General features: G+C 71.8%; 11 protein-coding genes and 1 tRNA gene. 5 read left to right on the top strand and 7 right to left on the bottom strand.

Annotation, left to right across the window (positions count from 1 at the left end):
• Positions 1-54: 54 nt before the first annotated feature.
• On the bottom strand, positions 55-459 hold the full coding sequence (locus tag ACFY4B_RS33845; RefSeq protein ID WP_387974340.1) for a type II toxin-antitoxin system VapC family toxin: 405 nt from the start codon (positions 457-459) through the stop codon (positions 55-57).
• Positions 456-686, bottom strand: a complete 231-nt coding sequence (locus ACFY4B_RS33840; protein WP_387828296.1) for an antitoxin — start codon at positions 684-686, stop codon at positions 456-458. The genes ACFY4B_RS33845 and ACFY4B_RS33840 overlap by 4 nt, the downstream gene beginning before the upstream one ends.
• Positions 687-818: 132 nt before the next feature.
• Here ACFY4B_RS33840 and ACFY4B_RS33835 point away from each other — a divergent pair, with 132 nt between their 5' ends.
• Entirely contained in the window at positions 819-1,304 is a 486-nt protein-coding gene (locus ACFY4B_RS33835) for a DUF3995 domain-containing protein (protein WP_049656954.1), read from the top strand.
• Positions 1,305-1,411: 107 nt separating this feature from the next.
• On the opposite strand, the gene ACFY4B_RS33830 is transcribed toward ACFY4B_RS33835, so the two are convergent.
• Positions 1,412-2,305 (bottom strand): hypothetical protein, encoded by an 894-nt coding sequence (locus tag ACFY4B_RS33830; RefSeq protein ID WP_387974337.1) that lies wholly within the window; start codon positions 2,303-2,305, stop codon positions 1,412-1,414.
• Complete coding sequence (locus ACFY4B_RS33825) at positions 2,302-2,820, bottom strand: SigE family RNA polymerase sigma factor (RefSeq protein ID WP_117488941.1); 519 nt, start codon at positions 2,818-2,820, stop codon at positions 2,302-2,304. The genes ACFY4B_RS33830 and ACFY4B_RS33825 overlap by 4 nt, the downstream gene beginning before the upstream one ends.
• Positions 2,821-2,969: 149 nt before the next feature.
• Here ACFY4B_RS33825 and hrpA point away from each other — a divergent pair, with 149 nt between their 5' ends.
• Positions 2,970-6,950 (top strand): ATP-dependent RNA helicase HrpA, encoded by a 3,981-nt coding sequence (hrpA, locus tag ACFY4B_RS33820; RefSeq protein WP_369808314.1) that lies wholly within the window; start codon positions 2,970-2,972, stop codon positions 6,948-6,950.
• 156 nt (positions 6,951-7,106) lie between these two features.
• Positions 7,107-7,180 (top strand) — tRNA-Asp (locus ACFY4B_RS33815).
• A gap of 359 nt (positions 7,181-7,539) precedes the next feature.
• Here the strand turns inward: ACFY4B_RS33815 and bldC are convergent.
• The gene (gene bldC / locus ACFY4B_RS33810) at positions 7,540-7,746 is read right to left on the bottom strand and encodes a developmental transcriptional regulator BldC (protein ID WP_014137253.1); all 207 of its coding nucleotides are present in this window, start codon (positions 7,744-7,746) and stop codon (positions 7,540-7,542) included.
• 487 nt (positions 7,747-8,233) lie between these two features.
• Entirely contained in the window at positions 8,234-9,172 is a 939-nt protein-coding gene (locus ACFY4B_RS33805) for a hypothetical protein (RefSeq protein ID WP_387974334.1), read from the bottom strand.
• Between the two features lie 198 nt (positions 9,173-9,370).
• Between ACFY4B_RS33805 and ACFY4B_RS33800 the strand changes: the two genes are divergently transcribed.
• Positions 9,371-10,528 (top strand): Glu/Leu/Phe/Val dehydrogenase dimerization domain-containing protein, encoded by a 1,158-nt coding sequence (locus tag ACFY4B_RS33800; protein ID WP_074002053.1) that lies wholly within the window; start codon positions 9,371-9,373, stop codon positions 10,526-10,528.
• Positions 10,529-10,910: 382 nt separating this feature from the next.
• Complete coding sequence (locus tag ACFY4B_RS33795; protein ID WP_049654080.1) at positions 10,911-11,168, top strand: DUF3073 domain-containing protein; 258 nt, start codon at positions 10,911-10,913, stop codon at positions 11,166-11,168.
• 149 nt (positions 11,169-11,317) lie between these two features.
• Here the strand turns inward: ACFY4B_RS33795 and purM are convergent, their stop codons facing one another.
• Complete coding sequence (gene purM, locus ACFY4B_RS33790; RefSeq protein ID WP_049654082.1) at positions 11,318-12,403, bottom strand: phosphoribosylformylglycinamidine cyclo-ligase; 1,086 nt, start codon at positions 12,401-12,403, stop codon at positions 11,318-11,320.
• Between the last annotated feature and the right edge of the window lie 21 nt (positions 12,404-12,424).

Here is a 12,424-nt window from a genome sequence, read left to right as displayed (position 1 = left end):
CCCCGTAGCGAATTCGCTACGGGGGCTTCGCCGTTCCCGCACCCCGCCGGCCGACTAGGCGAAGACCTCGATCGCGCACCTGGCCGCGCCGCTGCGTCGGATGCGGGCGTCGCTGGTGACCAGGGGGACGGCGAGGGTCTCGGCGAGTGCCACGTACTGGGCGTCGTAGGCGCTGATGTCGTGGTGGAGCTCCCGGACCCGCTGCCAGAGGACCAGCGTCTCGTGCTTGGTGACGGCGAGCGCCTGGTAGTCGGCGATCGCCTTCTCCGCCTCCTTCGCCGTGAGCTTCCCGCCCCGGACCATGCCGAACAGGGCCGAGACGAGCTCGTAGTCGAGCAGGCCCGGGGCGGCGAGCACATCCAGGTCGCGGAGCCGGGCGCGGACGGCGTGGCCGGCCGGGCCGTGGTCGGCGAGTGCCCGGACCAGGGCCGAGCAGTCCACGACGACGGTGGAGGTCACCGGCGCTCCCGGCCCTCGTCGATCGCCGAGAGGATGTCGGCGGTGCTGATCTCGGTCCGGGCCTCCCGGTCGAGCCTGGTCATCATCTCGGCGAGCGACGGGGTGGCCGCCTCGCGGGTGACGAGGTCGAGCAGGTAGGCCTGGAGGCTCTTTCCGGCCTGCGCGGCCTTCAGCTTGAGGGTGTCCAGGACCGGGTCCGGGACTTCGCGGATGGTGATGGCTGTCATGCCTGCATTTTAGCTGCACCAGCTGCATATTGCTGGCACTTCCGGGTGGGCGACCGGTTCCCCCTGGAGGGGGAGGGGGTACCGCCCGCGGGACGATCCGGCGGGGTGGGGCGGCGCGGGACCGTGGACGGCATGGAGACGACACGGGACACGGGGTGGAACCGGGTGGCGCGGGGCGCCGGGTACGCGGCGGCGGGGTGGGCGGTGGCCTTCGCGCTGGTGCACGTGTACTGGCTGGCGGACGGGCGGCTGGGGCTGCCGGACGGGCTGTCGGTGTGGAGCAGCACGCCGCTGCTGGTGATCGACGTGATCGCGATCCCGCTGTGCGCGGTGGCCGCGGCGGTGGCGCTGGCGCCGGTGCGGCGGTGGGGTGCCCGGGTGCCGGCCCGGCTGCTGGGCTTCGCGCTGTGGGGCACCACCGCGCTGCTGGTGCTGCACGCCGCGCCGTCGGTGCCGGACTGGATCGCGCTGGCCACCGGCGGCCGGTCGGGGGCCGGGCTGGACGCGATGGCCCGGTTCGCGACCTTCGGCTACGAGCCGTTCTTCCTGGCGGGCGGCCTGCTGTTCGCGGTCGTCTCGGCCGCCCGGCTCACCGTCCGCCGGGCGGCGGCACGGTGAGCCGGGCGGTGGGGCCGGGCGGCGTTGACCGTGTTCCTGGCGCCTGAGTAGGGTCGCGGACGGCGGGCTCGGTTCCGTCGAGCCCGCCATCCGGCCCGGTCAGGTGGTCAGGAGGTCCGGAGCCAGCTGTCGGTGCTGCTCACCACCGAGCCGTCCGCCGCGTACTGGGTGATCTTCGCGGCGTCGGTGCCCGGCTTCGCCACCACGCCGTAGTAGCGGAACGGGGAGTCCCCGACGGCGACCGGCACCGCCTCGGTGGTGCCGCCGGTCTTCCAGTCGACCGCGACCTTCGCGACCTCGGCCCGGACCCCTTCGATCACCACCGGAGGGATGCCCGTCGCGTGCTTGAGGCCGAGCGACGCGCCGCCGACCGCGGCCGGGTACCCGCCCGGGGAGGAGACCGCCTGCACGGAGTCGTCGGCCTGCCGCTTGCCGTCCACCGTGTAGTAGTAGTTCACCTCGTCGATGCCCGCGTCCCAGTTGCTGTCGACGTCGCTCTGCCTGACCGGCTTCACGTCCGGGTTGACGGCGTACCGCTCCGCCCGGATCAGCTGCGCCTGCTTGAGGGCGCCCTCCTTCGTGGGGGAGGTCGGCCACAGCGCCACCCAGGCCTCCCAGGCGTGGCCGTTCGCGGTGCCCTCGCCGACCTTGACCCGGGTGGGGTTGAACGGGTCCCGGGCGCCGGGCGCCTTCGGGGTGGCCGTGCCGCCCGCGGAGCCGGGGACGGCCACGTCGGTGGCCGAGGCCGCGACCACGGTCGAGACGGCCTGCCGGCCGCGCTCGCCGAGCACCGCCGTCCCCCCGGCGATCCCGGCGACCAGCGCCGCCGCCACCCCGGCGGTCAGCAGCCGCCGGCGCCGCAGCCGCCGCCGGCCCCCGGCGACCAGCCGGTCGTACGGGACCGTCCCGGTCTCGACGCTGCCGGCCAGTTCGCCCAGGGCCCGTACGGTGGCCGGCTCGTCGCCGCCCGCCTCGTCCCCGGGCAGGTACTGGTTGCTCATCTTGCCCCTCCGATGCTCGTCAGTCCGATGAGTGAGGAGGCCCCGCGGAGTTTGGCCAGCCCTCGGGCCGCCTGGCTCTTCACCGTCCCGACCGAGCAGCCCATGGCCTCCGCGGTCTGGGTCTCGCTGAGGTCCTCCCAGTAGCGCAGCACCACGGCCTGGCGCTGCCGCGGCGGCAGGGCGCCGAGCGCGGCGAGCAGCACGGCCCGGTCGTCCGGGTCGGTGCCGGCCGGCGCGGGCCGGTCCGGGAACTCGGTGACCGGGTACTCGACCAGCCGCCGCCGGAACCGCCGGGCGTGCTCGTTGATCACGATCCGGCGCACGTAGGCGTACGGATCGTCCGCGGCGCGCACCCTGTTCCAGGCCGCGTACGCCCGTTCCAGCGCCTGCTGGACCAGGTCCTCGGCGCCGTGCCGGTCCCCCGCGAGCAGGTACGCCGTCCTGAGCAGCCGTGACCAGGCGCTGCCGACGAACGTCCGGAACTCCTCGTCCCGGGCGGTCTTGTGGGCTCCCATGAGCACCTCCTCACCCCCCAGAGCCCGGGACGGCCGTGGACCGTTGCCCGGCGTTCGCGATTCGCCGCTCACGGCTGTGACACTGGAGGGGCTCGAAAACCGAGGTGCGCGCCGCCGTGCCTCCTTGCGAACCTAGAGGGATGCCCGCAGTGAGTTCTCCCGCAGTCCAGTCCGCCACCGTACCCGCCGAGGGCGGCCCCGGAATCGGCGAGCTGGCCGCCCGTCTGCCCGAGCTGACCCTGCGCGACCAGGTGCGGATCGGGCGCCGGCTGGAGGGGGCCCGTCGGGTCCGCAAGCCCGAGGCCCGACAGAAGGTCGCCGCCGAGATCGCCGCCGACATCGACCGCGCCGAGCTGGTCGTCGAGCGCCGCCGGAAGGCCGTGCCGGAGATCGGCTATCCCGCCGAGCTCCCGGTCAGCCAGAAGAAGGACGAGATCCTGGCGGCGATCCGGGACCACCAGGTGGTGATCGTCGCGGGCGAGACCGGCTCCGGCAAGACCACCCAGATCCCGAAGATCTGCCTGGAGCTGGGCCGCGGCGTGCGCGGCCTGGTCGGCCACACCCAGCCGCGCCGGATCGCCGCCCGCACGGTGGCGGAGCGGGTCGCGGAGGAGCTGGACAGCCCGCTCGGCGAGGCGGTCGGCTGGAAGGTCCGGTTCACCGACCAGGTCGGCCAGGACACCCTGGTCAAGCTGATGACGGACGGCATCCTGCTCGCGGAGATCCAGACCGACCGCGACCTGCACCAGTACGACACCCTGATCATCGACGAGGCGCACGAGCGCAGCCTCAACATCGACTTCATCCTCGGCTACGTCAAGCAGCTGCTCCCCCGCCGCCCGGACCTCAAGGTCGTGATCACCTCCGCGACCATCGACCCGGAGCGCTTCGCCCGCCACTTCGGCGACGCCCCGATCGTCGAGGTCTCCGGGCGCACCTACCCGGTGGAGGTCCGCTACCGGCCGCTCGCCGAGGACGGGGACGACGAGGCGGACGAGGTCGACCGCGACCGGGACCGGGACCAGGTCCAGGCGATCTGCGAGGCCGCCGAGGAGCTCCAGGCCGAGGGCCCGGGCGACATCCTGGTCTTCCTCTCCGGCGAGCGCGAGATCCGCGACACCGCGGACGCCCTCGACAAGCTGAAGCTGAAGAACACCGAGGTCCTGCCGCTGTACGCCCGGCTCAGCTCGGCCGAGCAGCACAAGGTCTTCCAGCGCTCGCGCAGCCGCCGGATCGTGCTGGCCACCAACGTCGCCGAGACCTCGCTGACCGTCCCCGGCATCAAGTACGTGATCGACCCGGGCACCGCCCGGATCTCCCGCTACAGCCACCGCACCAAGGTGCAGCGGCTGCCGATCGAGGCGATCAGCCAGGCCAGCGCCAACCAGCGCAAGGGCCGCTGCGGCCGCACCTCGGACGGCATCTGCATCCGGCTCTACTCGGAGGAGGACTTCCTCTCCCGCCCCGAGTTCACCGACGCCGAGATCCTGCGCACCAACCTGGCCTCGGTGATCCTCCAGATGACCGCGGCCGGCCTCGGCGACATCGCCGCCTTCCCGTTCCTGGACCCGCCGGACTCGCGCAACATCAAGGACGGCGTCCACCTGCTGCACGAGCTGGGCGCGCTGGACCCGGACGAGAAGGACCCGCGCAAGCGCCTGACCGCGCTCGGCCGCAAGCTCGCCCAGCTCCCGGTGGACCCGCGGATGGCCCGCATGGTGCTGGAGGCGGACCGCAACGGCTGCGTCCGCGACGTCATGGTGATCGCCGCCGCGCTCTCCATCCAGGACCCGCGCGAGCGCCCGGCCGAGAAGCGCCAGGCCGCCGACGAGCGGCACAAGCGGTTCAACTCGGAGACCTCCGACTTCCTCTCCTACCTGGCGATGTGGCGCTACGTCCGGGAGCAGCAGCGGGAGCTCTCCTCCTCGGCATTCCGCCGGATGTGCAAGTCGGAGTTCCTCAACTACCTGCGGATACGGGAGTGGCAGGACATCTACGTCCAGCTGCGCACCGTCGCCAAGCAGTTGGGCGTCACGATCGAGGAGCCGCACGAGGACGCCGAGCCGGACGCCGACCGGATCCACCAGTCGCTGCTGGCCGGCCTGCTCTCCCACATCGGCCTGTTCGACGTGGAGAAGCGCGAGTACGGCGGCGCGCGCGGCGCCCGCTTCGCGGTCTTCCCGGGCTCCGGCCTGTTCAAGAAGCCGCCGCGCTGGGTGATGTCGGCCGAGCTGGTGGAGACCTCCCGGCTCTGGGCGCGGATCAACGCGAAGATCGAGCCGGAGTGGGTCGAGCCGCTGGCCGGCCACCTGATCAAGCGGAGCTACAGCGAGCCGCACTGGGAGAAGAAGGCCGGCGCCGTCATGGCGTACGAGAAGGTGACCCTCTACGGGATGCCGGTCGTCGCCCAGCGCAAGGTCAACTACGGGCGGATCGACCCGGAGCTCTGCCGCGAGCTGTTCATCCGCAACGCGCTGGTCGAGGGCGACTGGGAGACCCACCACCGGTTCTTCGCGGAGAACCGCAAGCTGCTCGGCGAGGTCGAGGAGCTGGAGAACCGGGCCCGCCGCCGGGACATCATGGTCGACGACCAGACCCTGTTCGAGTTCTACGACGCCCGGCTGCCCGAGGAGGTCGTCTCCACCCGGCACTTCGACTCCTGGTGGAAGAAGGCCCGGCACGAGCAGCCGGACCTGCTGAACTTCGAGAAGTCGATGCTGATCAACGACGCCGCGGGCGGCGTCACCGAGGCCGACTACCCGGACCACTGGCAGCAGGGCAAGCTCCGCTTCAAGCTGACCTACCAGTTCGAGCCGGGCAGCGACGCGGACGGCGTGACGGTGCACATCCCGCTGCCGGTGCTCAACCAGGTCACCGCGGAGGGCTTCGACTGGCAGATCCCCGGTCTGCGGGAGGAGCTGGTCACCGCGTACATCAAGTCGCTGCCGAAGGCGGTCCGCCGCAACTTCGTCCCGGCGCCGGACTTCGCCAAGGCGGCGCTGCGCGCGGTGAAGGACCGCCAGGAACCGCTCCTCCCGGCCCTGGAGCACGCCCTGAAGCGCCTGACGGCGGTCACCGTGCCCCCGGAGGCCTGGGACGACGAACGGGTCCCCGACCACCTCAAGGTGACCTTCCGGGTGGTGGACGGGCGCCGCAAGCTCGCCGAGTCCAAGGACCTGGAGGAGCTGCGGCTGAAGCTCAAGCCCAAGCTCAAGGAGACGCTCTCCTCGGCCGCCTCCGGCCAGGGCATCGAGCAGAGCGGGCTGACCGCCTGGCCGGCCTCGCTGCCGGTGCTCCAGCGCACCTTCGAGCAGCGCTCGCGCGGCCACTCGATGCGCGCCTACCCGGCGCTGGTGGACGAGGGGCCGTCGGTCGGCGTCAAGCTGTTCGACACCCCGGAGGCGCAGGCCCGGTCGATGTGGGAGGGGACGCGGCGGCTGCTGACGCTGACCACCAACTCCCCGGCCAAGTCGATCCAGGGCCGGCTGGGCAACCAGGCGAAGCTGGCGCTCTCGCACAGCCCGCACGGTTCGATCACCGCCCTGTTCGAGGACGTGGTGTCGGCCGCGACGGACCGGCTGATGGCCCTGAACGGCGGCCCGGCCTGGGACGAGGCGGCCTTCGGGAAGCTGCACGACAAGGTGCGCGCGGACCTGTACGACCTGTCCGCGGACACCACCCTGAAGACGGCCACCGCGCTGATCGCCTTCCACAAGGCCTCGACCCGGCTGAAGTCGGTGAGCAGCCCGGTGCTGCTGAACGCGGTGAACGACGTCCGGCTGCACCTGGCCTCGCTGGTGCACCCGGGCTTCGTGACGGCCACCGGCTGGCAGCGGCTGCCGGACCTCAAGCGCTACCTGCTGGCGGTGGACCGCCGCCTGGAGGCGCTGCCCAACCACCCGCAGCGGGACGCCCAGCAGCTGCTGAAGGTGCAGCAGGTCCAGCAGGCGTACGGGGAGCTGCTGGCGGCGGTGCCGGCCGGGCACCAGCCGTCCGCGGAGGTGCGGGCGATCCGCTGGATGATCGAGGAGCTGCGGGTCAGCTTCTTCGCCCAGTCGCTGGGCACGCCGAGCCCGGTCTCGGAGAAGCGGATCATGAAGGCGATGGACGCGGCGCGGGCGACGCTCTGACCCGGGCGGGGGCGGGTGACCGCCCCCGCCGGTGCTGTGAGCTGCGGACGGGTGCGGGTGGGCGTTCAGGAGCCAGTTCGACCTGGGGGCCCACCATGGGCTACAGTCTGTCTTGTTCGCAGCGCGGCAAGCGAGTGAACGAGATCAGGAAACCCTGGTCCCGTGGAGCAGTTGGTTAGCTCGCCACCCTGTCAAGGTGGAGGTCGCGGGTTCAAGTCCCGTCGGGATCGCCGCAACGCGAGAGGCCCGGAACCGTCAGGTTCCGGGCCTCTCGCTTTTGGTCGTTCGGCCCTTTACCCCGAGTAGGTCTAGACCACAAGTGACAGACCGTGTGACGGTCGTCACCCGAACCCCTCCGGAGCCGGCCCCGTGGAGCCCTCTCCGGAACCCCGTTAATTTAATATGTAAAATTGTACAGCTATTCACTGTAAATCCCCCCCACCCCACGCGCATCAAATCGTTATCCGGAGTTCAACATTCCGACCACTCGGCCGACGCCCGAACACCCTCGGGCGGGCACGACAAAGGGGCCGCTTACCGGACCCGGCGGAGTCCGGTAAGCGGCCCCTTTAAAAGAGCCTTCGGCCTATCAGGCCTCAGTACGCTGGGCGGGAATCCCAGCCAGCAGAGCGCGCACCTCCGCCTCACGGTAACGGCGGTGACCACCGAGCGTGCGAATCGACGTCAGCTTGCCTGCCTTGGCCCAGCGGGTGACCGTCTTCGGGTCCACGCGGAACATGGTGGCAACCTCTGCCGGCGTCAGCAGCGGCTCAGCATCAGGGGTACGAGCGGTCATGAGCGGCCTCCTCGGGAGAACCGAACCAGGGCGGTTCTATCCTTCAAATTCTGCACCTTGGCCCGCGATGCCCGAAATGGCATAGACGGGCCGAGTCGGTTATAGGACGAACGGCTTGTCCTGGTGTCTACAACTACACCATCCGTCCAGCCCTATCGACCAAACCGCCAAAATTGACCCCTCACGGGTTCAAGGCCGACGGATGGCGATGGACCACCCCATAGCGGACAGTCACATAGTGATGACATCCGGTTACGAGGGGACCAGACCCTCCGTTTCCCCGCAAAGCACGCATCGACTCCAGAACCACCCAAAAGTGGGCACGCTCACGTGAAGTTGGGCTGGTTGTCCCATTTTTGCACATAGGGGTAAGTTCGCGTCAACGGTGAGTAGTGTCACGTTCGGCAGCTATTGACCCGAACCGGGACCTTGGTCATCCGATGTGCAGCCCTTAGGACTCTTACAGTCATACACGCGCGGTCGGACGTCAGTTCGCGTGCCGCAGCGCCAGCACCCGGCGCCACCGCACCGTCAGCTCCCCGTGGACCCGCAGCGCCTCCGCGGTGTCCCCGGCCCGCAGCGCCCGCAGCCCCTCCTCCAGCTCCCCCGCCGAACGGTCCGCCAGGAGCCGCTCCGGGCCCAGCAGATGCACCAGGCCCCCGTAGTCCAGCTCCACCAGCGAGCGCGGGTGGAACTCCTCCAGCCAGCGCCCGACCCGCTCCGCCCCCCGCACCAGGTCCCCGTCCGGCGCCGCCTCGCGCAGCGCCCGGAAGGCCCGCGCCACCCGTCGGCGCGCCTGCGCCATCGGCACCAGGTAGAACAGCGCCGCCGGCCGGCCGCCCCGCTCCCCTCCCCCGCCCGGGCCGTCCACCGACCCCTCCTCACCCGGCCCCTCCCCGCCCGGCACGAAGCAGCGGTCCTCGTCCCCGAACGGCAGGAACCAGTGCACCGGCACCTCCCACCGGCTGGTCAGGATCCACGGCCGGGCGTCCGGGTGCTCGGCCCGCCAGCGCTCCCGGTCCGCCTCGGCGGCCGCCCGGGCCACCGGCGGCAGCGCGGTGTCCAGCAGCGCCACCGGCGCCCCGGCCCGCAGCTCCTCCAGCGCCTGCCAGCTGCGCAGCCTGGTCGCCCACGGGCAGACGTACAGGACGCCGTCCACCAGCCGCAGGTACGCCCGCCCGCTCTCCCGCTCGGGCAGTGCCCGGGGCGTGCGGGCGGCCAGCCCGGCGAGCGCCTCCCGCTGCTCCTCCAGCACCGCCGCCGCCACCGGCTGGGCCGGCTCCGCGGCGTCCGGCCCGTGCTCCGCCGCCCAGGCCTGCCAGCGTGCCCGGTCGGGCTCCGGGTAGGCGGCCAGCGGCTCGTAGACCCGCAGGTGGGCCGCGTAGGGCGGCTGTACGGAGGTACGTACGACGGTCACGTCCTGCATGGTCGCACGCGCCGCGCGGCCCCGGGAGAGCGCGCCCCCGAACCGTTCGCGCCCGCACTCCGCACCGCCGTCCGTCTCACCCCTCGGACGTCCGGCCCCGGCTCGGGCAAGACGCCGGACCGGCGGCGCGCCCCCGACTACGCTTCGCCCTAGGCGCCCGCACCACAGCAGCGGGCCTTCAATACTGGAGTCACCACAGTGACCGACGTACAGACCCCCGCCACGCACCCCGCACCCGGCGTGCTCAGCAGGATCTTCCGTACCGAGCAGGACGGCGCCCCCGGCGACGGTCACGAGCAGGTCGTCCTCTGCCACGACCGCAGCTCGGGTCTGAAGGCGATCATCGCCATCCACTCGACCGCCCTGGGCCCGGCCCTCGGCGGCACCCGCTTCTTCCCGTACGCCTCCGAGGAGGCGGCGCTGGAGGACGCGCTGAACCTGTCCCGCGGGATGTCCTACAAGAACGCGCTGGCCGGGCTGGACCTCGGCGGCGGCAAGGCCGTCATCATCGGCGACCCGAACAAGGACAAGAACGAGGCGATGCTCCGGGCCTACGGCCGCTTCGTCGAGTCCCTACGCGGCCGCTACATCACCGCCTGCGACGTGGGCACCTACGTCCAGGACATGGACGTCATCGCCCGCGAGACCGAGTTCGTGACCGGCCGCTCGCCCGAGCACGGCGGCGCCGGCGACTCGTCCATCCTGACCGCCTTCGGCGTCTTCCAGGGCATGCGCGCCACCGCCCAGGCCCGCTGGGGCCAGCCGACCCTGCGCGGCAAGCGGGTCGGCGTCGCGGGCGTCGGCAAGGTCGGCCACTACCTGGTCGGCCACCTCGTCGCGGACGGCGCCACGGTCGTCGTCACCGACCCCTTCGAGGCCGCCGTCAACCGCGTGCGCGCGGCCCACCCCGAGGTCGAGGTGGTCGCCGACACCGCCGCCCTGCTCCAGGCGAAGCTGGACGTCTACGCCCCCTGCGCCCTCGGCGGCGCGCTGACCGACGACGTCGTCGCGGCGCTGGGCGGCTTCGGCACCTCGATCGTCTGCGGCGCTGCCAACAACCAGCTGTCCCACCCGGGCGTCGAGAAGGACCTCGCCGACCGCGGCATCCTCTACGCGCCGGACTACCTGGTGAACTCCGGCGGCGTCATCCAGGTCGCCGACGAGATCGACGGCTTCAACTTCGAGCGGGCCAAGAACAAGGCCACGAAGATCTTCGACACCACCCTGGAGATCTTCACCCGGGCGACGGCCGACGGCGTCCCGCCGGCGGTCGCGGCCGACCGCCTGGCCGAGAAGCGGATGCGCGAGATCAGCGCCCTGCGCACGGTGCTGCTGCCCGGCGCCCGCCGCGGCTGACGGGTCACCAGCCGACCCCGTGGCGCGCGGGGGGCCGTCCCAGTGGCCCCCCGCGCATCACGATGTGGAACCGGATTCTCACTTCTCCGGCCGAACGGGTGATCCGAAGCCCCCCTAGGGGGGATAATCAGTCCTGGAACGACGGACCCAAGACACCTCTGGACAGCGCGCAAAACGCCGCAAAACCTCCCTTGACCTGGGAAGACCTGGTCGCGGGTGCGGTCGGTGCGCGCCACGTCACACTGACGACGTACCGTCCAGCGGCGGAAACAGGTACCGTTAATGCTCCAAGGGACGGTCCTCCCATTCGGGCAGGCCGGTCCTGATCATGAACACGTGTCAGACTCGGGGCCGTGAGCCCCATCGTTGAGGGGGTCGACCCATGGGGCGCGGCCGGGCCAAGGCCAAGCAGACGAAGGTCGCCCGCGAGCTGAAGTACAACAGCGGCGGGTTCGACGCTAACCGTCTGTCCAACGAGCTGGGCGTATCGCCGTCCACCGCTTCGATCGAGCCGGAGCCGATCGAGGAGGAGGAGGACGACGACCCGTACGCGGAGTACGCCGCCCGCTACGCCGACCTCGACGACGACGGCGACACCGAGCCGGGCACCGGGCCGTCGCAGGCCTCCCGCCGCTCGTAACAAGCAGTCCCGCCGGACCGGTCCGGGCGCCCTGGGCGCCGGGCCGGTCTTCGGCGTTCCCGCGTACGGCGGTCGCCGCGCGGGCCGGTCCTGACGACGGAAGGGCCCCTCCGGAGCTCCGGAGGGGCCCTTCCGTCGTCAGCGCCGGGTCAGTTCGCCCGGAAGCCCTCGTAGGCGTTGTAGAGGGCCGCGCCGCCCTCGTGCTCCTCGCCGCGCTCGACGATGTCGCCGAGCAGCCAGGCCTCCACGCCGCGGTCCTCCAGGATCGACAGCACGGCGTCCACCGAGTGCGGCGGGACGACCGCGACCATGCCGACGCCCATGTTCAGCGTCTTCTCGATCTCCAGGGTGGCCACCTTGCCGACCTCGGCGACGGTCCGGAAGACCGGCAGCGGGGTCCAGGTGCCGCGGTCCAGGCGGGCGTGCAGGCCGTCCGGGACGACCCGGGCCAGGTTGGCCGCCAGGCCGCCGCCGGTGACGTGCGAGAAGGCGTGCACCTCGGTGGCGCGGGTGAGCGCCAGGCAGTCCAGCGAGTAGATCCGGGTCGGCTCCAGCAGCTCCTCGCCGAGCGTCCGGCCGAACTCCTCGACCTTGCGGTCCAGCTTCCAGCCGGCCTCGTTCAGCAGCACGTGGCGGACCAGCGAGTAGCCGTTGGAGTGCAGGCCGGAGGCGGCCATCGCGATCACCACGTCGCCGGCCCGGACCCGGTCCGCGCCGAGCAGCGCGTCGGCCTCCACCACACCGGTGCCGGCGCCCGCGACGTCGTACTCGTCCGGGCCCAGCAGGCCCGGGTGCTCGGCGGTCTCGCCGCCGACCAGGGCGCAGCCGGCCAGCGCGCAGCCCTCGGCGATGCCCTTGACGATCGCGGCGACCCGCTCCGGGACGACCTTGCCGACGCAGATGTAGTCGGTCATGAACAGCGGCTCGGCGCCGCAGACCACCAGGTCGTCGACGACCATGCCGACCAGGTCGTGGCCGATGGTGTCGTGCTTGTCCATGGCGGCCGCGATGGCCACCTTGGTCCCCACGCCGTCGGTGGCCGAGGCCAGCAGCGGCCGCTCGTAGTTCTTGAAGGCGGACGCGTCGAAGAGGCCGGCGAAGCCGCCGAGACCGCCGACCACCTCGGGGCGGTTGGCCTTCTTCACCCACTGCTTCATGAGCTCGACGGCGCGGTCGCCCGCCTCGATGTCGACACCGGCGGCGGCGTAGGTGGCGCCGTTCTGGTTGCTGGTCACTGCGTGCGGCCCTTTCGGGTC

The sequence above is a fragment of the Kitasatospora sp. NPDC001261 genome (assembly GCF_042896795.1).
Classification (GTDB): Bacteria; Actinomycetota; Actinomycetes; order Streptomycetales; family Streptomycetaceae; genus Kitasatospora.
This window is presented reverse-complemented; position numbering and strand designations above follow the sequence as displayed.